The organism is Bacillus sp. ISL-45 (genome assembly GCF_018613195.1).
Taxonomy (GTDB): Bacteria; Bacillota; Bacilli; order Bacillales; family Cytobacillaceae; genus Mesobacillus.
Genome location: NZ_JAGGQQ010000024.1, coordinates 96,442 through 119,579, shown reverse-complemented (window position 1 = coordinate 119,579; position 23,138 = coordinate 96,442). Strand labels below are relative to the sequence as shown.

Below are 23,138 nucleotides of genomic sequence, written 5' to 3'. Positions count from 1 at the left end.
GTAACGATAATTTACTTCCCACACAATTATCCGCACATTATCCTCTTTTATGTAACGATAATTTACTTCCCATACAATTTATCCGCACAGGTAGGATAACTCTCCTTTTAAGCTCGTTATGGCCACATTTTTAATAATTAAACACCACTCACGCCAGGTCCTATTTTACACAACAAAAAAACCGAGCGCCCCTCTAAAAGGTTCAGTACTCGGTTCATATTTCATTTATCCCTACGCCAATTGCCTGGACTTATTTTTCAAACTAGCGATATAAGTGTAAGCTTCGTCGATTTCTTCGTCGGTGTATTTCTGGCTCTTTTTCACAGTCTGGATTTTTTCCCGGACCTCGGCTTCTGGCAAGTTATCAAAATACAAAACAGTTGAAACGAGTTCAAGGAACCTTGCATTCTGGTCGTTGATGTCGGTCAGGCAGTCACCGAGGCATGGCATTTCGACGGTGTTCTCACCGAGGAATTCCAGTCCTGCTTCGGTCAGGGTATAGCGGTACTGGTAGTAGCCGCCCTTCTTTTCTTTCACTTCATCCAGGAAGCCCATGTTGCAAAGCTCTTCCACCCTTAGTGTAAGTTCTTCTGAATATGGTCCGTAAAAATGGAACTGGAATCGTTCCTGGAAAGGAAATTCCATCTTTTTTGCGATATAGATCATTTTCTGCAGCTTCTTCCTGCCGATGACCTCTCCGGAAACTGAAATGGCATGTATGATTTTAGCGTGGTCTTTTAGCAAAACGCGTCAACTCCTGTATCAAATGGTCCCATTGTCTAAGTTCAGCTCAAGAATTTGTGCAATCTTTTCAATCTCAGGGCGTGCTTTCTCTTTTTCCAGGAAATCAGAAGGATAATATAGTTTATGGTCTGTCCGCCTTTTGCCCGATATGGCATCGACAATCTCAGACTCGCGCGACAGCTCGCGGATTTCCCCATTCTTCTTCAGCAGGTGGATCGGAAGCCGTTCTTCCTCTTCTCCCGGACGGTAGAAATCATACGGCAGATCTGATGATGAATCGACAACCAGGTAATATTCAGGATCCAATCCCGCCTGCTCGAATAACACAGAAAGCTGAGCCAGCTTCTTGTATTCTTTGGCCGGGTCGAACTCGACATATTTAAAGAGATTGCGGTTATTGAAGCGTCGGCACAAATCACTCAGGATTGCGTCCTCTTCCTCCTCCCAGATCTGGAAATAGTAGAGGAATACAGCTTCATCCAATTTTAAATAGTCTTGCATTGTCATACGATCCTCAAAGATTGAATAAAAATGGTGCGGTTTATGTTTAAAAGTGTAGTTTTGCTCATGAAGGTGTTTGGCACGGTGCAGGATTTTCGTCAGTATAACCTCGGCACTTCTTGTCACTGGATGGAAATAAACCTGCCAGTACATCTGGTAGCGGCTCATTATGTAGTCCTCGACAGCATGCATCCCGCTCTGCTTGATGACGACCTGGTCCTCACGCGGGCGCATGACGCGCAAAATCCGTTCCATATCAAAATGTCCGTAGCTGACTCCGGTGAAATAGGCATCCCGTTGCAGATAATCCATCCTGTCAGCGTCAATCTGGCTCGAGATCAGGCTGATGACAAGCTTGTTTTCATATGTTTTTTCAATCACCTCAGCGACCTTCTTCGGAAAGTCCGGCGCCACTCTCGCCAACACCTGATTCACTTCGGTATCGCCAAGGATGATTTCCCTTGTAAAATCCTCATGGTCTAGATCGAATACCTTCTCGAATGAATGCGAGAACGGCCCATGGCCAAGGTCGTGGAGCAGTGCTGCACATAGTGAGAGCAGTCTTTCTCCTTCGTTCCATTCCGGACGGGAAGCGAACGCATTGTCCACGATCCGGCGCGTGATTTCATAGACGCCCAGTGAATGGTTGAAGCGGCTGTGTTCCGCTCCGTGGAAGGTCAGGTAAGTGGTGCCTAGCTGCTTGATCCTTCTCAGACGCTGGAACTCCTTCGTCCCGATCAAATCCCAGATCACCCGGTCACGGACATGGACATAGCGGTGTACTGGATCTTTGAATACTTTTTCTTCAAGTAATTTTTCTTCCGAATATCCCATCGTTCTCCTTCTTCCTGATTAGCTTGTTTTTATTATAGCCTGTTTCGTTCGTCAATTCATCTCGATTTTCTGCAAATTTTTACATAAATTGCATATGTACCTATACAGGGTTCTGTTGATTTTCGTACCTGGCGCTTCGGTTTCTGCGGGAGTCTTCGTGCCTTCCACTACAATCACAGTTTTTTTAATTATGCTATTTTAAAACGCTTTATCAGCCAAAAAATACTCCATTACCTTACTTTCCAATTTCCAAGCAGGGTTAAACTAGTTTGCAAGTTTCCCCGGAAAAAAAAATCACCTCTAAACGGTTGTTTAAAGGTGATATATTCAGGCTTTACCGGAAGCCATTATATGAAAGATATATAAACTATTTAAGTTTCTTCTGGACTTTTTCCATCAGCTCTTCTTCAGTCAGTGCAGCTACTGGCCGGTTGTTGACGAATGCGAATGTTTTTTTCCTGCCTGGTCCGCAATAAGATTGGCAGCCGATGTCGACAGTCGCTTCAGGATCAAGCTGTTTCAGCTTCGGAAGTAATGTTTTAAGGTTTACGGCCTGACAATCGTCGCAAACACGGAATTCGTTTGCCATTTAGGACAACCCTTTCTATAAATACTGTCCAGCTCCAGCGCCAGTCCCGACATTTACAAGCAATTCCCTGCAAAATCGGGAAAGCCTGTCTCTAAATATGGCGCCTCTGCTTTTCGTTTTAGACTAAAGGGTATTTTACCTCTTATTTAAAATGAATGCAAGCTGTTGAACAGGACCTATTGCTTATCTATTTAAATGAAAAACACGTATTTCAGGCAAAAAATCTACTATCCTTCCATTTTAAGATGTATAAGCTTTCCAATTTCCGGACAAGATTGAAATATAAGTTTCAATGTTGACCAAAGTAAAAGGGAGTTGAAGAAAATGAAGACACGCCAGGATGCCTGGACGGAAGAGAATGATTTATTGCTAGCTGAAACCGTGCTGCGACATGTAAGGGAAGGCAGTACACAATTGAACGCATTTGAAGAGGTGGGCGACAAGCTTGACCGTACTTCAGCCGCTTGTGGATTCCGCTGGAACGCAGTCGTCAGGCATAACTATGAAAAAGCACTGCAGCTTGCGAAAAAGCAGCGAAAACAGAGACAGAGAATCCTAGGAAAGGACCAGGGAGGCAAAAAGAAACTGCTTTACAACCCTCCGGTGCCTGCGCTGGATGAAAGTTTGACAGGTTCTTTCCCAGAAATCGACCAGCCAGAAGCTCAGCCAACCTTCGACCTGTCCATGCTGGAGCAGGACGACAAGCAAATTGACGCAGCACTCATGGCTGAAATGCAAGATTTAGTGAACAAGAATCAGGAACAAAAGGATTACTCTACTGAAGCTGCCGCGGAAATGTCAGAAGTGCCTGTCCAGGAGACGCAGCCAAGAATAACCCAGACGACCCAAACACCACCTGCCCGGCATACTGTGCCGCCAACAGGCCTGACAATGGGACATGTCATCGCCTATCTGCAAAGCCTGAGCGGCTCATCGCTCCAGGTAGATATTTATAAGAGCGAGAATGAAAGATTGAAGCGTGAAATCAATAGTTTAAGGAAACAGAACGAAGAGCTTCAGCAAAAAATAAACAGGCTTGAGGAAAATACCAACACAATGCAAGAAGATTACGAAACTCTGATGAAAATCATGAACCGTGCTCGAAAGCTGGCCCTGTTTGAAGAAGAAGAGCGCCCGGCAACGAAGTTCAAGATGGACCGCAACGGCAACCTCGAAAAAGTGGCCGAATAGAAATCTAGTTTGTAAATAGATAAATGGCAAATGGAGAAGAAATGGCAACAGCCCCCTCTTAAGCTCTCAGGAGACTTAAATTGGTACTGGTATTAAATTATATCAGGTTTGCAAAAGAGCTTAAAAAAGCCGGAAAACATGGTTTTCGGCTTTTTTATATTTCATTTATATGGTCATGCCTTCAGCAGGTTATTCCCGTGGCTCAAGAAATTTTTCATTCCGCTCGATCACCCGATTGTAGTAGTGGTCAAACAGCTCAATCTCATGACTGTCCAAATAGCCTGATACCAGTTCATTGCTGTTGGCGTTCAAGAATGTTAAAAAACGCAGCATCACATCCTGAATCGTCATTTCTACACCAAACAGTTCAGATAGCGATGCCATGACTTCTGGCTGGACCTCCGGATAGATGAATTTGGTCTGCTCCCCTTTTTTAGAGCGGGCATAAAATTCACGAATCAGATCAGCCCTCTGGCTTCCGCTCCCCGTCACACAAAGATAAACCTGCACGGCGACCCCTTTTTTCAGGCGGCGCTGCGAGATTCCGGCAAACTTTTTACCGCCAATGCTTAAATCATAGCTTCCCGGACAGTATGAAGCAGAAATTTCTTTTGCCTCTATATTTTTATTAAAATCGGCAAACATTTCCTTGATCAATAACCACATAGCATCATAGCCTCTGTTGATATCAATCCCTTTTTCCTTCTCAGGGAAGATCAGTGATAGATTCAGGACCCCTTCATCGAGCACAACGGCAAGTCCCCCAGAATTGCGGACTATATATTGGCAGCTTTGCTCTTCGAGATAATCCAGTCCTTCCTGGAGGTGCGGGAGACGTGTATCCTGGATTCCGAGGACGACTGTGTCATGGTGCACCCATGCTCTTGCCGTAGCCGGTGACAAGCCTGTGCCGACCGATTCGCATAATGTATCATCCGTCCCGAACGACTGAAGAGCATGAAAGTGGGCACCCAGCACCGACTGGTCGATCAACCTCCACTTATCCTGACGCAATAAATTGAGCGCCTCATCCATCGTGATTTCCTCTTTTCTTTCTGTAGCTTTTTCGTTGATATTATAGCATATAGGGCTGTTCAGCTACACGGTTGTGCAATGGCTCTGTAAAATTAGGCTGTTGATTTTCGTTCCAGGCGCTTCGCTTTCCGCGGGGAAGAATTAAGAAAAAGCCCTACTGTCGGCTTTTTCAAAGATCAAATTCTTCCTTGCAGTCGAGGAGCCTCCTCGGCGCTTCAAGCGCCTGCGGGGTCTCCCCATGACTTGCTAATCCCGCAGGACATTGATTAGCCCTCCCTGAATCAGCCCACGCACGAGGGAAATGCGTTAGCATTTTCGGAGGAGTCTTCGCGCCTTCCACTACAATCAACAGGATTTAATACAACATTGAGCTTTACAGACCCTAGCAAAAAAGCCGATCGAATAGTCCGACCGGCTGAAGTACTTTATTTTACTTGCTTAGTGCCTGAGCTGCTGTTATCAATGCCAGCTTGTACACGTCTTCCTCGCTGCAGCCGCGGGACAGGTCGTTTACGGGGCGGTTCAAACCTTGCAAAATCGGTCCTACTGCATCGAATCCGCCTAGGCGCTGAGCGATTTTATAGCCGATATTGCCTGCTTCAAGGCTTGGGAATACGAAAACATTTGCATTGCCCATGATGACTGAATCCGGAGCTTTCTTTTCCGCAACGGATGGAACGAATGCTGCGTCGAACTGGAACTCGCCATCAACAATCAGTAGCGGGTCACGAAGCTTAGCTTCTTCGACTGCTTTTGATACTCTTTCCGTCTCAGGAGATACAGCTGAGCCTTTTGTAGAAAAGCTTAGCATTGCCACGCGCGGCTCGACGTCGAACATTCTTGCTGTCTTCGCACTTTCCACCGCGATTTCAGCAAGGTCCTGGCTGTCAGGCGCGATATTGATCGCACAGTCGGCGAATACATACTTTTCATCTTCGCGTACCATGATGAAGACACCGGAAGTCTTGCGAACGCCTTCCTTCGTCTTGATGATCTGCAATGCAGGCCTTACCGTATCCGCAGTAGAGTGGGCCGCACCGCTGACAAGACCATCTGCTTTGTTTGAATAGACAAGCATCGTGCCGAAGTAGTTTTCATCGAGAAGTATTTTGCGAGCCTGCTCTTCCGTCGCCTTCCCTTTCCGTCTTTCCACAAATGCAGCGACAAGTTCATCCATCATCGCAAAATTGACGGGATCGTAAATTTCAACCGCCTCAAGCGAAACATCCATATCGGCTGCTTTTGCCTGGATCCGTTCAATATTCCCCACTAAAATTGGTGTTAATACTCCGTCTGCAGCCAGTCTTCCCGCTGCTGCCAGAATCCGTTCGTCGAGGCCTTCCGGAAACACGATCCGTAAATTTTGTCCGCTTAATTTGGCTTTTAAGCCTTCAAATAAATCACTCATGCTGACTCCTCCTTTAATCTATACTTATAGCATACTTTACCAACCTTAAAATTCAAGAATGTTACCGTTTACACTCCTGAAGTCTTTATATTAGAAATTTTCAAGCATGTTTCCCTGCCCCTTTTACTATTTGCAATCTTTAACAAAATATCCTTTTTCCGCTCAGTATAAACAAACCGGGTTTTATAAACATGACGAATGGAGAAACTATGATATGATATTGGTATATTGATGATTTTTAGGAGTGATATAAAATGACTGAAGCAGCACAGACTTTGGATGGCTGGTATTCCCTTCATGATTTCCGTACCGTCGATTGGACAACCTGGAAGATGCTCCCTGCAGAAGAGCGCCAGGAGATTATCCAGGAATTCCTCGGCCTTGTGGAAAAATGGAATAAAACACAGGCAGATAAACAGGGAAGCCATGCCCTTTATACGATTGTTGGCCAAAAAGCAGATTTCATGATGATGATCCTGCGCCCTACTATGGAAGAATTGAATGAGATCGAGACAGAATTCAACAAGTCTAAGCTTGCTGAATACACGATTCCTGCTCATTCCTATGTTTCCGTTGTCGAACTGAGCAACTACCTGCCAGCAGGCGAAGATCCATACCAGAACCCGCAAATCCTTGCGCGTCTTTATCCTGAGCTTCCAAAGGCAAAGCATGTTTGCTTCTATCCAATGGACAAGCGCCGCCAGGGCGAAGACAACTGGTATATGCTTCCGATGGAAGACCGCCGCAATATGATGCGCAGCCACGGCATGATCGGCCGCCAGTATGCCGGCAAAGTAAAGCAGATCATCACTGGTTCTGTAGGCTTTGACGACTACGAGTGGGGCGTAACATTGTTCGCGGATGATGTCCTTCAATTCAAGAAGCTTGTATATGAAATGCGTTTTGACGAAGTCAGCGCACGATATGGTGAATTCGGTTCATTCTTCGTAGGAAACCTGCTTGAAGAAGACAAAGTAGCCAGTTTCCTGAACGTATAAGACAGATTAATTCAATCCCCAGGCATCTGCCTGGGGATTATTTTGTTTATGGCTATGGAAATTCCAACTCCAGAAAAGAGTTTTGTTTTAAAATGTTCGAGTCATAAAATCAAGCTTCCCTCATATGTATTGAATAGTGAGGATTCATTTTACTTGCACTCTCATCCTGTAAAAGTCAACTTCACCATTTACATATCTAAAGGTGAATTTGAAGGAAAGGAAAAAACACCTTAAAGGAGGCTACACAATGACTCAATATAATAACCCATACTATAACTACAGAACCTATCCGCAAATGTATCAGCCGTATAGCGGCACTGAGGAACAGGCAACTTCTCAAGGGCAAATGGGGCAGATGGGACAAATGGGGCAAATGGGGCAAGCTGGATTCCCACAAGCAACGCCCTTTCCTGCCCAGTCTGGCGGTGCCATGCCAGGTGTTTCCGTGCCAGGCGGGGCTATGCCAGGTGCAGGAGCAGGTGCCCAAATCCCGGGAATGCTGCCGATAGAAGCATCCTATATTGAAAATATCCTTCGACTGAATAAAGGCAAGCTTGCTACCGTCTATGCGACCTTTGAAAACAACACTGAATGGAACGCGAAAATTTTCCAGGGTATCATCGAAGCAGCTGGAAGGGATCACCTGATTCTAAGTGACCCGCAAACGGGAAAACGCGTATTATTGCCAATGATTTATCTGGATTACGTTACCTTTGACGAAGAAATTGAATACGACTACCCTTTCGGCGGCGGAGCGGGATTGACTGCTTATCCACCAAGATAAGAGGAAGCTAAAAGGAGCACGCCAACACGGGGTGCTCCTTTTCATCTTTGCTGTTCATTTGTATTTTAAAAGCCTGCCTCATTTACAAATACTTTACGGCCGCAATCATCAGCAATACCCAGGCTGCCAGGAAGGATACACCGCCAAGCGGGGTAATTGCACCAAGCACGCTGATTTTTGTGACACTCAAGACATACAGGCTGCCGGAAAACAATACAATTCCAATCAGCATAAGCCAGCCTGACCAGGAAAGAAGTGCACTGGCGGGAAGCTTCCCTAAAAGAACTCCTATGATTAAAATTCCGGTTGCATGGAACATCTGGTATGTAACGCCTGTTTTCCATGTTTCTAAATATTTGGGCTCAACCTTGCCTTCAAGTCCATGTGCTCCAAATGCTCCAAGCCCGACTGCCAGGAAAGCATTGATGGCTCCAATCAATATAAATAATTTCATCACTTTCACCTCTTAAAATTAGAAATCGAAGAGCGAGTCTCCGTTTGCGCTATCTTCCATTTCCAGCTTCTTTGGCTGCGGAATCATTGTCGACTGCTGGTTTACCGGTATCTGCTGCTGAGGAATGCTATGCTGTGGAGGAATAAAAGGCTGTGCTGCCTGTTTCATGGGTTCAGCATACCCTCTGCTATGCTCTGGCGGTTCATCAAGGACAAGCTCGCAAAGCGTTTTGATCGAATGGATCCTTTCCCGCTTTACTGCCTCCGATTCCGCAGATTTTGCCCGATTTAATTCCTCTTCCATTTTTAATAATAATTTTTGCAATGAAATGTTCATCGACTCACCTCCATAGGGTGTTATATATGTATATCTTACGAATCATGTAATTATTGTACCGTTCCATTCTACAACAATTCACATGTTTTTTCGACTTTAGGAATGAAACATGACAGTTCCACGTGGAACATGTCGTTTTTTGCAAATAAAAGATGCGTTAGCATTTTCGGAGGAGTCTACGCACCTTCCATTACAATCAACAGGACTTACAAACTTAGTATGGAGTGTTACAAATGCCTCTATTAGTCTTATAAAGATGGAGTCCTTAACTTTCCAATTTTTCTATTTGCCAGTCAATCTCTTGTTCTCCCTGCTCTCTCATCAGTTCGTTCACCTTTGCAAATGGTTTGCTGCCGAAGAAGCCTCTTCTGGCCGACAGCGGACTTGGGTGGGCAGACATGATGATTTTATGTTTTCCCTCATCAATCAGCTTCAATTTACTTTGTGCCGGCTTGCCCCAGAGGATGAAAATTACCGGCTTTTCACGCTCATTCAACAGGGTGATTACTTTATCGGTAAAGTGTTCCCAGCCTTTTCCCCTGTGTGAATTGGCTTCCCCTTCCCTTACTGTAAGGACGGTATTTAATAGAAGCACTCCCTGGTCTGCCCATTTTTTCAGATAGCCATGATCCGGAATCTCACAGCCCAAATCGGCATTCAGCTCCTTATAAATATTCCGGAGCGAAGGTGGGACCTTAACACCGGGTTTCACCGAAAAACTCAAGCCATGGGCCTGCCCCTGGCCATGATACGGGTCCTGTCCAAGAATCACGACTTTTACGTCTTCATAATCTGTGAACTTCAAAGCATTAAATATATCTTCTTTTTCCGGATAGACTGTCCTGGTGCGATATTCATCTATTAAAAATTCCCTCAAATCCAGATAATAGGCTTTTTCAAACTCCTCCGCCAACAGCGGCTCCCAGCCATTACTTATAAGTGCTATAGTGACCATCTCCCTTCATTTCTATCAAACTACCCGTTTTTCAAAACTATATGTGAACAATTCCCAGCATGTTTAAAAGTGCCTGTACAGGTTATATAAATAGTGTAGACGCGGAAAGCTAAAAAAGCTTCCCAGAACTAGTATAAATAAGTTGAACTAGAAAGTTTACCTTTTCAGTTCGCTCCAGGTGTTTATTCAATGGGTAATTCTTAAGTTCAACTTATATTAAGTAAAAAAATTTAAGGAGGAAGATACTATGATGAAAGTAGAAGTAGTAGAAAACGGAGTTCAAGCTACAGAGAAAATCAACACTTTAGAAGCTTCCGGTTTTGGCAAGGAAAACATTTATATTTTCGCCCATGATGAAAACCGCAGTGAGCACTTGACTGATGCTACTGAAACAGGCGGCATGGGCATCAAGGAGCAAGGGTTCTTTGATTCTATCGGAAATGTTTTCAAATCCCGCGGAGACGAGCTTCGCAATAAATTTGAATCACTGGGCCTTTCTAAGCAAGAAGCAGAACAGTACGAAATGGAACTGGATAAAGGCCGTCTTGTACTAGTGGCAACTGACGAAAAGTAATCAACCTTAGACGTAGTATCATAACCGATCCATAGAGGTCGTTTATATAGAAACCCCCTGCCGATTTGGCAGGGGGTTTGCGCGTGAATAGGGCTTATCCGAAAAATCTTTGATAGATGCTCCGTGCCTGGGCAAGGTCCTTTGTTCCATGAATGAGGGCACGTCCATCCTGGAAAATAACCATCCTGTTGTCATCCATGTCTACGGATACAAGGTATGGATTTCCTTTAACCTGATAGCCCAAGTCCCTCATTTTTTCAGCTGTTTCCTGCAGGTTAATTTTCTGCTGCTTTGGCGGCCTGATTTGGACGGTATCGCGTCCGCAAAGGACTGTCGTCTTGGTCATGTTCTCGACGTTTAAATAAGGATACTCAGGGTGTTCACCACAGCTAAGGCATCCTGGGTCCTTCGCTTTGGACATTTTCATGCTGGTGTACTGGTTTCGCCATAAATCAAAGCTGACGAATGACGTTCGCACCGCATCCCAGTCCTCAACAAGGATTTTCAGCGCTTCCGCTCCCTGATGGGCAATGACCATCTGCACAGCCGGTCCGATAATGCCTCCTGTATCACATGTCATCCCCTGCAGCGGAACGGTTTTCAGCAAACAGTTCAGGCAGGGCGTTTTTCCCGGAATGATGGAAAAACTCATGCCGAAGCTGCCAACGCAGGCACCATATATCCAGGGAATCTGGTGTTTTTGCGAAATATCATTAATCGCCATCCGTGTTTCAAAATTATCCGTTGCATCGATGATCAGATCGACCCCATCAACAAGCTCGGCCAATTTTTCAGGAGTAGCATCGGCGATATAGGAATTGATAGCTACATCCGAGTTGATCGCTCTGAGCCTTTTTTCCGCCGCCGCGGCCTTTGGAAGTTTCTCGGCAACATCTTCCTCTGTATATAATTGCTGCCGCTGTAAGTTACTCGCTTCAACATAATCACGGTCCACAATCGTCAGTCGGCCAACACCTGCCCTGACCAGCAGCTCAGCATTGCCTGAACCGAGCGCCCCGGCACCAATCATCAGTACATGCTTGCTGCGGATTTTCTCCTGTCCGGCCTTGCCAATTGGAGGAAACAGAGTTTGACGTGAATATCTTTCTGACATGGGTTACCCCTCCTTGTAAAAACAAACGCCCTGAGCCATCGACCATCAAGTCAACAGAACGGGCGCCGCACTTGCTATATCGGATCAACCGCCAGATACAGGCGGAATGAAGGCGATTGTATCTCCTTCTTTAATGACTTCATCGTTGGATGAAAATTCTTCGTTAATTGCTGTCATGGATGTATCGAGCTTCTGGACACCGTACTTTTCAGCAACCATTTCTTTTAACTCAGCAACTGTTTTGCCAGCTGCTTCGATTTCCACTGATTCATGGCCAGCTTCGTCTCGTAAATGGGCAAAGAACAATATTTTATTCATTGAGATCCTTCTCCTCCGGTTTCCCTGTCGGATATGGGACAGTTTCTAGTTGATTGCCGATCCATTCCTCGCCATCTTCCCAATGCTCTTTTTTCCAGATTGGGACGATTTCCTTGATGCGCTCGATTGCATAGCGATTCGCTTCATAGGCATCGTTGCGATGCGGTGTGGATACAGCGATCACCACGGCGATATCCGTGATGTCGAGCTTGCCGACGCGGTGTGTAATCGCAACCTCAGCACCGTTCCAGCGCTCCTGGATTTCCGTGCCGATCTGCTCCAGCTTTTTCACGGCCATCGGCTCATATGCTTCATATATAAGGTAAAGGGTTTTTTTGCCCTTTGTCAATTCACGGACAGTGCCAATGAAAGTCGTGATTGCCCCTGCTTCTCGCTGGACCACTTTATCAATGACAGATTGAACGTTGATTGGATCTTTCGCTATTTCATAATTCATTAAAATCACCTCAATAAACTGATCCGGATCAGGATTTAATTTTTGTCTCTGTTAAACTAGGCTGTTGATTTTCGTTCCAGGCGCTTCGCTTTCCGCGGGGAAGAATTATGAAAAAGCCCAACTGCCGGCTTTTTCAAAGATCAAATTCTTCCTTGCAGTCGGCGAGCCTCCTCGGCGCTTTATGCGCCTGCGGGGTCTCCCCATGACTTGCTCATCCCGCAGGACATTGATTGAGCTTCCTCGAACCTGCCCACGCACGATGGAAATGCGTTAGCATTTTCGGAGGAGTCTACGCGCCTTCCACTACAATCAACAGGGCTTTAAAACACCATTGGGCTTTAACAGAGCCTATTTTTTAGGGCACTTTTCCCGGTTTCAGCCTCCGATTTGTCCATTAGAGCTCTTCTATTGGACACTTCCATCGGGTTCCGCCTTCCGTTTGCCCGTTAGGGCCCGAATACTTTAAAAATAAACCGGCTCTGGGTTCTCGACGACTGCGTAGCCGCCAATTTTGGCGACTTCGGCTTTGAAGGCTTCTGATTGGATCACGGTCCTTAACCAGATACCCTTTTCGCTTTCGAAAAATGCCTTGGTCATCAGTAAATCGTAGTTTTCATCAGAGACCGGGATGAAGTCAAGGCCCATTGCCCTGGCTGCCGGGAAGATTCCGAGGCCTGCTGCATTGTCATTTCCTTTCACTTCAGCGGCGACGCTCAAGTGCGAGAACATCTCGCGGTCATAGCCGTTCACATCGTCTGCCGACAACCCTGCTTCTTTTAACAATAAATCAAACAATATTCGCGTGCCTGCACCCTTCTGCCTGTTGGCATAATCTATGCCCTTTTCGGCAATATTGCGGATGCTCTCGATTCCAAGCGGGTTGCCTTTTGGAAGCAGCCAGCCCTGGGTTCTTTTTAAAAATGGATAAAGGACTGCGTCTTGCCCGGCAAGGAATTTCCTTACGTAGGTAACATTATATTCTTTTGACTCCGGGTCCAGCAAATGAATGCCCGCTACATGGGCTTCCCCTTTTCTGATTGCCATTAAACCGGCCATGCTGCCAACATGGGAAGAAACAATTTTCATGTCGGTACGCTGCTTCTTGAGCTGGGAGGACAGAAGGTCAATCGTCAGATCATGACTGCCGCTGAAGACGATCGCATTCTTGATCTCTTCCACAGGCCTGTATAGCTCGACCTCGACGATATCTCCTTGTTCATATCCTAGCTCCTCCGGCGGTACGACGAGCAAACCGTCTGCACGTACAAGCGACATGGTGACGCCCGCCGCACGTGTCAGCGGGTTGGCGACAAACTGTCCATCCACATAGCCGATATTCATTCGGACAAAGTCCTCCGCCCCCATTGTGGAGACAATCCTGCGGCCAAGCTTTACCTCGAGCTTTGGCCTTTCTGGTTCCGGTATCCCTAGATATTTACAAACGAGAGGCCTGACAAACCACTCAAGTGCCATGTACGCGGAAACGGGATAGCCCGGTACACCGACGACTACCTTATCTTTAATTTTCCCGAGAATGACTGGCTTACCCGGCCTTGTTGCGACTCCATGGGTAAAAACAGTGCCAAGCTCCTCAAGAATATGGACTGTATAATCCTTTGATCCAGCGGATGACCCGGCATTGATGACGACAATATCAGATGTTTCCACCGCTTGCAGCAGCGCTTCCCTGATTTTTTCCGGCTCATCCTTCACGATTGGATGCAGATACGGGCTGCCTCCCCAATCTTCTACATAGTTGCTAAAAACCGTTCCATTGAATTCAATGATCCTGCCTGATGACAGCGATGCATCTGCGCTGACAAGCTCATTTCCCGTCGGGATGATCGTCACCAGCAGCTTTTTGACGACGGCTACCTCGGTGACCTGGGCTGCAAGAAGCGCTCCGAGATCAGCAGGCCGCAGTCTATGTCCCTGGGTGAACAGCATTTCCTCCTGGACGATATCCTCGCCAATCGGGCGGATATGCTGCCATGGTGTTGCCGGCTCGATGATCTCAATCGTTTCATCGTCAACGACCTGGATGTTTTCCACCATGATCACGGCATTATATTGAGGCGGGATTGCATTCCCGGTATCAACGTAAACGAACTGCTCACCCATTTTCAAATGAAGAGGGCGCTGTTCATGGGCTTCATACGTATCCTCAGCATTCACGGCAATGCCGTCCATCGCGGATGCATGGTAAAAAGGCATTGAGACATTGGCGAAAACAGGTTCAGCAGTAATTCGCCCAAGTGCTGCGGCAGCCGGGATCCACTCTTTTTCCTGAGGCAGGTCGAACGCGGCCAGCACTTCATTCCTGGCTTGTGCTCTCGGCTTGTCTTCAAGATAAATTTTTCGGTTATAGCGTATTTTATCCATGATGCGGCTCCCCCTATCGCGTCAAAATGACTGGAACGTATTCGCCTTGAGATATTCCTTCTTTTGCGGATACAATCTCGACGATTCCATCGCTTTTTACCAATGTCGTAATCAGGCCTGACTTGCCGATGATCGGCTCCGCCCACCATTCTCCATCCTTCTCCTGAAGTCTTACCCTGATGTAATCGGACCTTCCTGGTGAGGAGGCAATATTTTTCACAATCCGCGCAAAAATCCGTTCAGGCTTATGCTCAATTTTCTCGCCCTTCAGCCTTCTGAAAACCCTTTCGCCAAACAGCTTAAAAATGATCATCGCAGATGCTGGATGACCCGGCAGTCCAATGACGGGCTTTCCGTCCGCAACAGCAAGGATTGTCGGCTTCCCTGGCTTGATGGAAATACCGTGGACAAAGACGCCCGGATCTCCAAGGGACTGGATGACCTCGGTTGTATAATCCTTTGTGCCGACAGAGCTTCCGCCGGATAAAATCAGGCAGTCAGCCTGTTCATACAATTCGCGGGCTTTCTGGGCGAACTCATCATAATCATCTCGTGTGATTCCGCCATAAATGAGTTCGAGATCCCACTCATTGACCAGGCCCTTTACGGTCAAGTAATTGATATCACGGATTTGGCCTGTTTCAAGTGTTTTTGTTTCAAAAGGAACGATTTCGTCCCCTGAAGAAAGGTACGCAGCCTTCAGCTTTCGGTAGACTTTCACCTTGGAAACACCAAGTGCCGCCAGTGCTCCAAGCTCCTGTGGCCGCAATCTTGTCCCTTCAGATAATAGGACTTCTCCTGCTTTGATGTCTTCACCTTTCCTGATGACATTCTCACCTGGTGCAATTTGCTTATAGGTATTCAACAGCCCGCCAATTTCCTCGCAGTGCTCGATCATTAGTACGCTGTCACTGCCTGGTGGCAGCATTCCGCCTGTCGGTACGTAAATAGCCTCGCCCCTGCCTACCGGTTTAACCGCTTCCTCGCCCATATGTACCTCGCCGGCTACATTCAGGAAGCCTGGCATCGATTCAGATGAACCATAAGTGTCACGGGCGATGACGGCATAGCCATCGACGGTGGAGCGGTCAAAACCAGGTACATTCTCTTCCGCAGTAACATCCTCTGCCACAATGTAATGAAGCGCCTCATCAAGCGGACGGATTTCGGTTTCCGTGATCTTGCCAATTTTCTCATCAATTAGAGCAATGGTCTCCTCAACCGTTTTCACTTTGAAAAATTGCATGCTGATTTACTTCCTTTCTAGCACCTGAAAACTATTCTCCGGACTCCGCCCATTTCCTTGCATCTTCATACTCTTCTGGATGATTCATATTGAAAAAGACGCGATCAAGGCTGCCCTCGAAATAAAGCTGCAGGTCTGTCTCATCGAGGAAGCGGACATTCAGCTTTTCAAGCATGTGCCTGATCCTCAAATTTCCATCTTCAATGCAGGACTTAGCCTCTCGCGCGATCCGTTTCTGATATGCGGCAAATAGCGGATGTTGACGGCCATCGCTTACCGGCACGACCGCATCGTGGTGCTTAAGCGCTTTTACAAGGCTTGAGGCAAGCTCAGCAGATATAAATGGCATATCACAGGCTACAACGAAATTTTCCTCATAGTCTGATGCCTTAAGTCCTGCATGGATACCCGCGAGCGGACCGGAACCCGGATACTGGTCTGTTACAATTTTTATATTTAAAAACTGATAGGTTTCAGGATCATTCGTTACTAGAATTATATCATCAAATACGTGCTGTAACTCATCCTTAATTCTTTCAATATTCGTTTTTTCATGAAATTTCAGGAGAGCCTTGTTCGTCCCCATCCTGCTAGATTTGCCGCCTGATAAAATGATCGCTCCTGCTTTCATCCCACAGCACCTTCTTTTAGTTTGTCTGTTTTGTTTCCCCAGCGGATTTGTATCCATGCTCCTGGGCAACAAAGTCCAGATGGATCGTGTTCAGGTCGAGCATTGCTGGTGTTGGCTTTACGATATATTGTCTTGTATCGATTACTTTAGTATACCCTTTGCATTCTTCACAAATCTGGATTTGTGCGGCTGATTCGCCATCAATCGTCAAGACTTTCACTGTTTCATGATCGTTATTTCCACAATGTGAGCAGGCTGTGCGGCGGTCATTCCAGTGAGCTGAACAACGAGGGCAGTGCAGTACTTTCTTTCCTTCTCCTTCAAGCTGCGCAAGACGCACAGGTTCTCCGCATACAGGACAGCCAGCACCGTGTATACCGTGATGGATTTCATCCTGGACCTTAGCCGCAGTCAGCTGCAGATATGGACGAAGCACCGTTTCTGCCACGAATTGTGGAATCCAGCCATCCAAGTCATTTTCCTCAGCGAAACTCGCAAAGTAAATATAGTTAAAAGCAAATGCTTCGTCGATCCATCTCTTAGCTGTCTCTTCATCCATGAGACTTTTAAGAGTCTGCATCGAACTTTCAATCTCTGGTTGATACTTCGATAAAAGATGTCCTATATCCTCTATCCACTGTATGAATAGGGAAATATCAAAGTCAATAGCTGCTGACGCAGTGACAGGCACTCCTGCCTCCATCGCCGCTTTATCAAGCTTTGGCCGGACACACTCAGGATCCAGGGAAGTCTTCCATTGCTCCTGCAATTCGATGATATCCTTCTGCAATTTCTGATACTCTTTTGAGACAACGGACTTTTTCATTGCTGCAGCCCCTCTTTCGCTCTATTATTCTGAATTTTGAAGGGAATGGAGCCCTGTCAGAGCAGCCATTCCCTCTATTAATGTTTTACGCGCCTTTTTTCTTGTTCTTGTTTTTATCAAGGTCAGGGAAATTGCCCTTCTTGACTTCTTCTTCGTACCATTCTGTATAGTGGTCCTTCGCCCACTCGGCAGGAACCTCACCTGTAATGACTCCAGTGTATCCCGGTCTTGAGTTTTTGTGGATGACACTCAGATAAATATGGCCGACCACTACCGCGATTGCCAGGCCGAAGCCAACGTTATGGGCAACATACGCCCACTGGACGATTGCTTTCGGGAACAGGTCCGGGAACCACATTGGGAAGCCGGAACCGATGATCAGGATCGCAGTCAGGATCTGGATGATTGAGTTGATTTTTTCACCAGCGTTGAAGAATGTTTGTTTTACATGCTTGAACTTAAAGCCAAATAGTTCTTTGACGAACTCAGTGAAAAACTGCAAATCTCTCTTTTTCCAAGTAACAAGCTCTTTTCCCCAGCGCAGGAAGCCCTTAGGATCCATGATCAGCCAGATGAAAGTCGGCGTGATGAAGGCAATCGCGAAAATCCTGTGGAGCAGGCGCGCTCCTTCTGGTCCGCCCAGTACTGGATAAAGCCAGTCAAACCACTCTGTATACATTGGCAGGGCCGTGATATACAGGGCAAAGAATGAAAGGGCGTTCACAGCGTGTGCGATTACAAAACCTTTCGAGAAGCGCTTTACCTTCACACCTGAATACTGTGTATTACTCATGGCTGCCACCTCCATCCTCTTCATGGCCTTTGCCTTCTTTATTGAATAGCTTATTGGATACGAAAGCACCTACAAGCGCCATGCTTGTCGCTCCAAGCATCATCTTGCCGATTGGCTGTGCGTAGTCCTTCCAGACAACAGCTGATGTTGGTACTTTTGGTTTTTCTGGAAGTCCATAGACAGATGGTTTTTCAGCAAGTACATAAACGGTGTGCGTACCGCCGACTCCTTCTGGGTTGTAAATCATTGCGTTCGGATACTTATCCTTGATTTCGCTCAGGCGCTTTTCAGCCTTCTTGAGCATTTCCTCTTTTGTTCCGAATTCCATTGCGTCTGTATGGCAGGTAGTGACACAAGCAGGCTGCATGCCTTCTTCAAGACGATCGACGCACATTGTGCATTTCTGTGCCTTCTTGTATTCCTTGCCGTTCTTGTCTTTGTAAGTCGCCAGCTGGACAACATCGAATGGGCAGTTCTGCACGCAGTAGCCGCAGCCTACGCACTTGTCTGTATCAACATTTACAGTCCCGAAGTCGGTGTAATGCATGGCTTCCTCAGGGCAAACCTTGACGCAAGCCGCGTCCGAGCAATGGAAGCAGGAAGAGTGGCGGAAAAGGTAGTCCAGATTGCCTTTTGAATCTTCGTGTTCAATGAATGACAGGACGTTCCATGTGTTTGCTGTTACTTTCGCATGAGACTGGACGCTGCCCTGGAACTCTTCCGGTTCAGCCGGAAGATCGTTCCAGTTTTTGCAGGCGACCATACATGCGCGGCAGCCGTCACACTTGGTTACATCGACGTATTTAATATAGTCCGCCATTAGTCAGCCCTCCTTATATCACAGAGGAATGCCTTATATTCAGGAATGGTCGTATTCGCATCCCCGATATGAGGTGTCAAGCGGTTTGCTGTATCCCCTGTTGCAATTCCTTTATAGCCAAAGTGCCAAGGCATGCCGACCTGATGCACCTTCTTGCCGTTCATCATATGAGGCTTGAAGCGCTTGGTAACCATTGCATAGGCTGTGATATCACCACGGGCCGAGCTGACAATGATCTTATCTTTGTTCTTGATGCCTTTTTCCTTTGCGAGTTCTTCACTCATTTCAATATACATATGGCCTGACAATTCGGAAAGCCATTCCTGGTTGCGTGTCATCGATCCGGATTGCCAGTGTTCAGATACCCTGTAAGTAGTACCGACGATCGGGTACTTCTTGCTGTCGCCTTTCAGGTTGAACTCGCCTTCGATGATGACAACAGCTGGGTTGATCTCCTGGCTTGAGAAGGTATTTTTCACCGGACTTTCAAACGGCTCGTAATGTTCAGGGAACGGTCCGTCATTCAGCGTAGGTGCGAAAACTCCCGCTACACCGCCGTTGATCATGATGAATGGATTCGTTCCGCCTGCGTCTGTTGGTGCAATTGTTGGCTTGAAGTCAGGAATGTCATTTCCAGTCCATTTCTTTTGGCTTTCATCCCACCAGATAACCGCTTTCTTGTCGCTCCAAGGCTTTCCGCTTGGATCAGCAGATGCACGGTTGTAAAGGATCCGGCGGTTTGCAGGCCAAGCAAATGCCCAGTTCAGGAAGTTTCCGCCGCCAGTATCCTTGTTGTCACGGTTTTTAGCGCGGTTCTCACCTTCCTCTGGATAGAAGCCTGAATAAATCCAGTTGCCAGAGCTTGTTGTACCGTCATCTTTTAGGTCGCCAAAGGTTTTCAAAAGCTTGCCAGTAGTAAGGTCATATCCATTGATTTCCTTACACACAAGGTCGATATCCGGATGGTGGCCTTCACCATAGTTCCAGTACAGCGCATTGATCTGCTTGGCTGCAGCTGAACTTTCATTTTTGTAAAGAGCCTTGATGTTCTTGACCAGCATATGGATGATTTCCAGGTCTGCCAGGGATTCTCCTTTCGGATCAATCGCCTTCCAGCGGTATTGCATCCAGCGTGAAGAGTTGGACACGCTGCCCTCTTTTTCATAGGAGCTTGCTGCCGGCAGCAAGAATACTTCTGTATCGATTTTCGATGGGTCGCTGCCCGCTTCTGCTTGCCAGAAAGCAGATGTTTCAGTTTCCCAAAGGTCAACCGCTACCATCCATTTAAGATTGGACAGCGCTTCTTTTTCCTTGCCAGCATTCGGGCCTCCGACTACAGGGTTTGTTCCGAATAAGAACGCACCTTCCAGTTCGCCTTTATACATAGCATTGAACAAATTGATATGCGAGTAGTTCTTGTTTCCTTTTGGAAGGTACTGATAGCCAAATTCGTTCGCTTTGGTAGCATTCGGGCCGTACCAGGCCTTCAGCATGCTGACCAGGAACTTAGGCTTGTTGCTCCAGTAACCGCCAGCAGGTGTTTCTTTTTTGTTGTAGCCTTCCAATGTCGTATGCTCAGGGATTGCAGTCGGCGTTCCAACATATCCTGGAAGCAGGTGATATAGCAGCGCAAAGTCAGTCGATCCCTGTACATTGGATTCTCCGCGCATCGCGTTGATTCCGCCGCCAGGCAGACCGATATTTCCAAGCAGCAGCTGGATGATTCCAAAAGCACGGACGTTTTGTGTTCCTACCGTATGCTGGGTTGTACCCATCGCATACATGATTGTTCCAGATTTCCCTATCTTGCTTGTTGAACAGAAAGTCTCACAGACCTTAAGGTAATCTTCTTTTGGTGTTCCGGTTACTGCGATTACTGAATCGACATCATAGCGTGAGAAATGCTTTTTCAGCAGCTGGAATACAGAACGCGGATGTGTAAGGGTTTTATCCTTTTTCGGATTGCCTTCTTCATCCGTTTCAAAAGCCCATTTCGTTTTGTCATACTTACGGGTTGCTTCATCATACCCGCTGAATAATCCATCATTGAACTCAAAATCCTTCTTTACAATGAAGGATGCATTTGTATATTCAGCAACATACTCTCTGTGGATCAAGTTATTCTCTAACGCATAGTTGATCATTCCGCCCATGAAGGCAATATCCGTTCCTGAACGAAGCGAAGCATAGACGTCGGCCTTTGACGATGTCCTCGTGAAACGAGGGTCAACAGAGACGATTTTTCCGCCTTTTTCTTTCGCTTTAGTCAACCATCTGAAAGAGATTGGGTGATTCTCGGCAGGATTCCCGCCCATGATCAATGCACAATCGGTATTTTGCAGATCGCTCCAATGGTTTGTCATTGCTCCACGCCCTACTGTAGGTGCCAGACCGGCAACCGTAGAACTGTGTCATATTCGTGCCTGGTGTTCGAGATAGACGACGCCAAGCCCTCTCATCATTTTCGCAAGCAGATAGGTCTCTTCATTATCAAGAGCTGCTCCGCCTAAGCTCGCAATGGCTTCGGTCTTATTGACAAACATGCCATTTTCTTTTTCAATGAATGTTTTGTCGCGTGTTTCCTTCGTACGTTTTGCAATTGTTTCATACATCCAGTCCCAGCTTTTCTCTTCCCATTTCTTGCTGCCAGGAGCACGATATAATGGCTTTGTTAAGCGCTTTTCAGATGTGAAGACTTGTCTGATTGTTGTACCTTTACTGCAAAGTGTACCTTCGTTGACTGGGCTATCCGGATCCCCTTCCGTATAAACCACAGTATTATCCTTTGTGTGTACCAAAATGCCGCATCCTACCCCGCAGAATGCGCAAATGGTTGGTGTAACAGTAGCTTTGGCAATCTTGAGTTCTTTTGATTTTGCGTGGACCTCTTTTTCGTTAAAGCCCAACTCGACAACTGCCAGGGTCGCCGCAGTGGCACCTGACAGCTTCAAGAATTGCCGGCGATTCAGGTTGATTTCAACCATTTCTCTCTCTCCTTCCCAATAGTTGCTTAGAACATCCCTAATCCCACAGGTGGTGTCAATTCAGTACTTGCTGGGCTTCCCCCCTTTCAAGTAAATCCTCAGAGGCAGCCGCCGGGGTTAGATCATCATTAATCCTCCTGGCAGATGTATAGACAGTCGCCATTTTCCCTCTCAAGTAGCCAACGACCTCAATGTTGAGGAAGCGGGCCAGCTGGATGGCCTGCTTTGTGGCCGCAGTTCGCGAGCCAATGACGGCAAAACCAAATTTAGCAGCTTTTGAGAGCATTTCATATGAAACCCTTCCGGTCGTCAAAAGTACGAGCCGGTCAGGCTGCAAGCGCTTTCGAATTGCGTGGCCAATAATCTTGTCGACAGCATTATGCCTGCCGATATCTTCCCGGACCTCAATGCTGCCATCCTCAAGGATGATACAGGCACCGTGCATGCCGCCTGTTTCCAGGTATAACGGCGAATTTTGCGCGAATTCCGCGCGTTTTTTCAACAAATATGTCAGCGAATAGGTTTCGTCGGAATTCACTTTATTGAACTTCTTAACGTCCGTCATCGAAAAGAAGGTCACTCCCCGGCCGCAGCCGGCTGTATAATGCTTCTTTTTCGAAAACATCTGCTCAGGATCAAATGCATTACATAGCGTTACATTCAATGTGCCGGTCTTTTCGCTAAATTGGACGCTGACAACATCCTCCGGCCCATCAATCAATCCTTCTGAAAAAAGGTAGCCATAAACCCAGTCTTCCAAATCCTGATTTGTCAGCTGGAATACTGCAATCTCATATTCATTCAGCTTCAGGCTGATTGGATATTCTTCAGGACAGCCTTTCTTGATCATATTCTTCACCCCTTATCTGTTACTTCATCCCCGGGCTCCGCTGCAACTATCGACTTCTTCCCTGCCATCATCGGTTTGATAGGATTGAAAGACTGTTATGAATCTTGCAAGCTGTTGTAACTCAATATTCGGTTCTTATTGAAGACTAAGGACCTTATATTAAAAAAACAACATTCCACTATGCAAAAAGGGTTAAATACCCCTATGCCTTTAATGTACTGGAAATTCAATGGTTATAACCATTTGAATTGTTACAATAATATAGATGAAAATTGTCTATTTTTTTAACAAAGCCTGAAACTGAGATTTTTCAT

General features: G+C 46.5%; 24 protein-coding genes and 1 pseudogene. 5 read left to right on the top strand and 20 right to left on the bottom strand.

What is annotated here, in order from left to right; translation table 11 throughout:
* Positions 1-231: 231 nt before the first annotated feature.
* The 3 genes from J7E35_RS22690 to J7E35_RS22680 form a co-directional block, all read right to left on the bottom strand.
* On the bottom strand, positions 232-744 hold the full coding sequence (locus J7E35_RS22690) for a YwgA family protein (RefSeq protein WP_214784497.1): 513 nt from the start codon (positions 742-744) through the stop codon (positions 232-234).
* 18 nt (positions 745-762) lie between these two features.
* Positions 763-2,079: an HD domain-containing protein gene (locus J7E35_RS22685; protein WP_214784494.1), complete on the bottom strand. Its 1,317-nt coding sequence runs from the start codon at positions 2,077-2,079 to the stop codon at positions 763-765.
* A 367-nt stretch (positions 2,080-2,446) separates the two neighbouring features.
* Positions 2,447-2,668 carry a YuzB family protein gene (locus J7E35_RS22680; RefSeq protein ID WP_214784491.1) on the bottom strand — a complete coding sequence of 74 codons (222 nt, stop codon included), beginning with the start codon at positions 2,666-2,668 and terminating at the stop codon, positions 2,447-2,449.
* A gap of 324 nt (positions 2,669-2,992) precedes the next feature.
* On the opposite strand from J7E35_RS22680, the gene J7E35_RS22675 reads away from it, so the two are divergent.
* A complete protein-coding gene (locus J7E35_RS22675) occupies positions 2,993-3,859 on the top strand; it encodes an RsfA family transcriptional regulator (RefSeq protein ID WP_214784488.1) in 867 nt (288 codons plus the stop codon).
* Between the two features lie 189 nt (positions 3,860-4,048).
* Here the strand turns inward: J7E35_RS22675 and lipL are convergent, their stop codons facing one another.
* Together lipL and pta are read right to left on the bottom strand one after the other, a co-directional pair.
* Positions 4,049-4,894, bottom strand: coding sequence for an octanoyl-[GcvH]:protein N-octanoyltransferase (gene lipL / locus J7E35_RS22670; protein WP_214784485.1), 846 nt, complete (start codon positions 4,892-4,894; stop codon positions 4,049-4,051).
* Positions 4,895-5,324: 430 nt separating this feature from the next.
* The gene (pta, locus tag J7E35_RS22665) at positions 5,325-6,302 is read right to left on the bottom strand and encodes a phosphate acetyltransferase (protein ID WP_214784481.1); all 978 of its coding nucleotides are present in this window, start codon (positions 6,300-6,302) and stop codon (positions 5,325-5,327) included.
* Positions 6,303-6,556: 254 nt separating this feature from the next.
* Here pta and hemQ point away from each other — a divergent pair, with 254 nt between their 5' ends.
* From hemQ to gerQ, 3 genes are read left to right on the top strand one after another with little or no spacing between them, the layout of a single operon-like run.
* The gene (gene hemQ, locus J7E35_RS22660) at positions 6,557-7,300 is read left to right on the top strand and encodes a hydrogen peroxide-dependent heme synthase (RefSeq protein ID WP_214784477.1); all 744 of its coding nucleotides are present in this window, start codon (positions 6,557-6,559) and stop codon (positions 7,298-7,300) included.
* A gap of 48 nt (positions 7,301-7,348) precedes the next feature.
* Positions 7,349-7,534 (top strand): hypothetical protein, encoded by a 186-nt coding sequence (locus J7E35_RS22655; protein ID WP_214784474.1) that lies wholly within the window; start codon positions 7,349-7,351, stop codon positions 7,532-7,534.
* Positions 7,535-7,547: 13 nt separating this feature from the next.
* Positions 7,548-8,084 (top strand): spore coat protein GerQ, encoded by a 537-nt coding sequence (gene gerQ / locus J7E35_RS22650; protein ID WP_214784471.1) that lies wholly within the window; start codon positions 7,548-7,550, stop codon positions 8,082-8,084.
* 82 nt (positions 8,085-8,166) lie between these two features.
* On the opposite strand, the gene J7E35_RS22645 is transcribed toward gerQ, so the two are convergent.
* From J7E35_RS22645 to J7E35_RS22635, 3 genes are all read right to left on the bottom strand, one after another.
* Positions 8,167-8,538 (bottom strand): DUF423 domain-containing protein, encoded by a 372-nt coding sequence (locus J7E35_RS22645; RefSeq protein WP_214741367.1) that lies wholly within the window; start codon positions 8,536-8,538, stop codon positions 8,167-8,169.
* An 18-nt stretch (positions 8,539-8,556) separates the two neighbouring features.
* The gene (locus tag J7E35_RS22640) at positions 8,557-8,874 is read right to left on the bottom strand and encodes a YwdI family protein (RefSeq protein WP_214784468.1); all 318 of its coding nucleotides are present in this window, start codon (positions 8,872-8,874) and stop codon (positions 8,557-8,559) included.
* Positions 8,875-9,139: 265 nt separating this feature from the next.
* Positions 9,140-9,829, bottom strand: coding sequence for a uracil-DNA glycosylase (locus J7E35_RS22635; RefSeq protein ID WP_214784465.1), 690 nt, complete (start codon positions 9,827-9,829; stop codon positions 9,140-9,142).
* Between the two features lie 247 nt (positions 9,830-10,076).
* Between J7E35_RS22635 and J7E35_RS22630 the strand changes: the two genes are divergently transcribed.
* Positions 10,077-10,403, top strand: coding sequence for a YflT domain-containing protein (locus J7E35_RS22630; protein ID WP_214784462.1), 327 nt, complete (start codon positions 10,077-10,079; stop codon positions 10,401-10,403).
* Between the two features lie 94 nt (positions 10,404-10,497).
* On the opposite strand, the gene J7E35_RS22625 is transcribed toward J7E35_RS22630, so the two are convergent.
* The 12 genes and pseudogenes from J7E35_RS22625 to fdhD form a co-directional block, all read right to left on the bottom strand.
* Complete coding sequence (locus tag J7E35_RS22625; protein WP_214784458.1) at positions 10,498-11,517, bottom strand: thiazole biosynthesis adenylyltransferase ThiF; 1,020 nt, start codon at positions 11,515-11,517, stop codon at positions 10,498-10,500.
* Positions 11,518-11,601: 84 nt separating this feature from the next.
* Positions 11,602-11,835 carry a molybdopterin converting factor subunit 1 gene (gene moaD / locus J7E35_RS22620; RefSeq protein ID WP_023613508.1) on the bottom strand — a complete coding sequence of 78 codons (234 nt, stop codon included), beginning with the start codon at positions 11,833-11,835 and terminating at the stop codon, positions 11,602-11,604.
* Complete coding sequence (locus tag J7E35_RS22615) at positions 11,828-12,292, bottom strand: molybdenum cofactor biosynthesis protein MoaE (protein WP_023613507.1); 465 nt, start codon at positions 12,290-12,292, stop codon at positions 11,828-11,830. Before J7E35_RS22615 ends, moaD begins: the two co-directional genes overlap by 8 nt.
* 462 nt (positions 12,293-12,754) lie before the next feature.
* On the bottom strand, positions 12,755-14,674 hold the full coding sequence (locus tag J7E35_RS22610; RefSeq protein ID WP_214784455.1) for a molybdopterin biosynthesis protein: 1,920 nt from the start codon (positions 14,672-14,674) through the stop codon (positions 12,755-12,757).
* A 13-nt stretch (positions 14,675-14,687) separates the two neighbouring features.
* On the bottom strand, positions 14,688-15,920 hold the full coding sequence (locus J7E35_RS22605) for a molybdopterin molybdotransferase MoeA (protein WP_214784452.1): 1,233 nt from the start codon (positions 15,918-15,920) through the stop codon (positions 14,688-14,690).
* A 31-nt stretch (positions 15,921-15,951) separates the two neighbouring features.
* Complete coding sequence (gene mobA, locus J7E35_RS22600; protein WP_214784449.1) at positions 15,952-16,551, bottom strand: molybdenum cofactor guanylyltransferase; 600 nt, start codon at positions 16,549-16,551, stop codon at positions 15,952-15,954.
* A 16-nt stretch (positions 16,552-16,567) separates the two neighbouring features.
* Entirely contained in the window at positions 16,568-17,377 is an 810-nt protein-coding gene (locus J7E35_RS22595; RefSeq protein WP_214784446.1) for a formate dehydrogenase accessory protein FdhE, read from the bottom strand.
* Between the two features lie 85 nt (positions 17,378-17,462).
* Positions 17,463-18,170 (bottom strand): formate dehydrogenase subunit gamma, encoded by a 708-nt coding sequence (locus J7E35_RS22590; protein ID WP_214784443.1) that lies wholly within the window; start codon positions 18,168-18,170, stop codon positions 17,463-17,465.
* Positions 18,163-18,990, bottom strand: coding sequence for a 4Fe-4S dicluster domain-containing protein (locus tag J7E35_RS22585; RefSeq protein ID WP_214784440.1), 828 nt, complete (start codon positions 18,988-18,990; stop codon positions 18,163-18,165). The genes J7E35_RS22590 and J7E35_RS22585 overlap by 8 nt, the downstream gene beginning before the upstream one ends.
* A pseudogene (gene fdnG / locus J7E35_RS22580) lies at positions 18,990-21,389 on the bottom strand (formate dehydrogenase-N subunit alpha); the annotation flags it as partial. The pseudogene fdnG and the gene J7E35_RS22585, both read right to left, overlap by 1 nt.
* Positions 21,390-21,401: 12 nt before the next feature.
* Positions 21,402-21,974 carry a twin-arginine translocation signal domain-containing protein gene (locus tag J7E35_RS23875; protein ID WP_483297672.1) on the bottom strand — a complete coding sequence of 191 codons (573 nt, stop codon included), beginning with the start codon at positions 21,972-21,974 and terminating at the stop codon, positions 21,402-21,404.
* A 55-nt stretch (positions 21,975-22,029) separates the two neighbouring features.
* A complete protein-coding gene (gene fdhD / locus J7E35_RS22575; RefSeq protein ID WP_214784434.1) occupies positions 22,030-22,824 on the bottom strand; it encodes a formate dehydrogenase accessory sulfurtransferase FdhD in 795 nt (264 codons plus the stop codon).
* Between the last annotated feature and the right edge of the window lie 314 nt (positions 22,825-23,138).

What these genes read in the sequence shown, in the direction of transcription:
- J7E35_RS22685 (WP_214784494.1), bottom strand. Translation starts at nt 2,079, where the DNA reads ATGGGATATTCGGAAGAAAAATTACTTGAAGAAAAAGTATTCAAAGAT.
- J7E35_RS22680 (WP_214784491.1), bottom strand. Translation starts at nt 2,668, where the DNA reads ATGGCAAACGAATTCCGTGTTTGCGACGATTGTCAGGCCGTAAACCTT.
- J7E35_RS22675 (WP_214784488.1), top strand. Translation starts at nt 2,993, where the DNA reads ATGAAGACACGCCAGGATGCCTGGACGGAAGAGAATGATTTATTGCTA.
- lipL (WP_214784485.1), bottom strand. Translation starts at nt 4,894, where the DNA reads ATGGATGAGGCGCTCAATTTATTGCGTCAGGATAAGTGGAGGTTGATC.
- pta (WP_214784481.1), bottom strand. Translation starts at nt 6,302, where the DNA reads ATGAGTGATTTATTTGAAGGCTTAAAAGCCAAATTAAGCGGACAAAAT.
- hemQ (WP_214784477.1), top strand. Translation starts at nt 6,557, where the DNA reads ATGACTGAAGCAGCACAGACTTTGGATGGCTGGTATTCCCTTCATGAT.
- J7E35_RS22655 (WP_214784474.1), top strand. Translation starts at nt 7,349, where the DNA reads ATGGCTATGGAAATTCCAACTCCAGAAAAGAGTTTTGTTTTAAAATGT.
- gerQ (WP_214784471.1), top strand. Translation starts at nt 7,548, where the DNA reads ATGACTCAATATAATAACCCATACTATAACTACAGAACCTATCCGCAA.
- J7E35_RS22645 (WP_214741367.1), bottom strand. Translation starts at nt 8,538, where the DNA reads ATGAAATTATTTATATTGATTGGAGCCATCAATGCTTTCCTGGCAGTC.
- J7E35_RS22640 (WP_214784468.1), bottom strand. Translation starts at nt 8,874, where the DNA reads ATGAACATTTCATTGCAAAAATTATTATTAAAAATGGAAGAGGAATTA.
- J7E35_RS22635 (WP_214784465.1), bottom strand. Translation starts at nt 9,829, where the DNA reads ATGGTCACTATAGCACTTATAAGTAATGGCTGGGAGCCGCTGTTGGCG.
- J7E35_RS22630 (WP_214784462.1), top strand. Translation starts at nt 10,077, where the DNA reads ATGATGAAAGTAGAAGTAGTAGAAAACGGAGTTCAAGCTACAGAGAAA.
- J7E35_RS22625 (WP_214784458.1), bottom strand. Translation starts at nt 11,517, where the DNA reads ATGTCAGAAAGATATTCACGTCAAACTCTGTTTCCTCCAATTGGCAAG.
- moaD (WP_023613508.1), bottom strand. Translation starts at nt 11,835, where the DNA reads ATGAATAAAATATTGTTCTTTGCCCATTTACGAGACGAAGCTGGCCAT.
- J7E35_RS22615 (WP_023613507.1), bottom strand. Translation starts at nt 12,292, where the DNA reads ATGAATTATGAAATAGCGAAAGATCCAATCAACGTTCAATCTGTCATT.
- J7E35_RS22610 (WP_214784455.1), bottom strand. Translation starts at nt 14,674, where the DNA reads ATGGATAAAATACGCTATAACCGAAAAATTTATCTTGAAGACAAGCCG.
- J7E35_RS22605 (WP_214784452.1), bottom strand. Translation starts at nt 15,920, where the DNA reads ATGCAATTTTTCAAAGTGAAAACGGTTGAGGAGACCATTGCTCTAATT.
- mobA (WP_214784449.1), bottom strand. Translation starts at nt 16,551, where the DNA reads ATGAAAGCAGGAGCGATCATTTTATCAGGCGGCAAATCTAGCAGGATG.
- J7E35_RS22595 (WP_214784446.1), bottom strand. Translation starts at nt 17,377, where the DNA reads ATGAAAAAGTCCGTTGTCTCAAAAGAGTATCAGAAATTGCAGAAGGAT.
- J7E35_RS22590 (WP_214784443.1), bottom strand. Translation starts at nt 18,170, where the DNA reads ATGAGTAATACACAGTATTCAGGTGTGAAGGTAAAGCGCTTCTCGAAA.
- J7E35_RS22585 (WP_214784440.1), bottom strand. Translation starts at nt 18,990, where the DNA reads ATGGCGGACTATATTAAATACGTCGATGTAACCAAGTGTGACGGCTGC.
- J7E35_RS23875 (WP_483297672.1), bottom strand. Translation starts at nt 21,974, where the DNA reads ATGGTTGAAATCAACCTGAATCGCCGGCAATTCTTGAAGCTGTCAGGT.
- fdhD (WP_214784434.1), bottom strand. Translation starts at nt 22,824, where the DNA reads ATGATCAAGAAAGGCTGTCCTGAAGAATATCCAATCAGCCTGAAGCTG.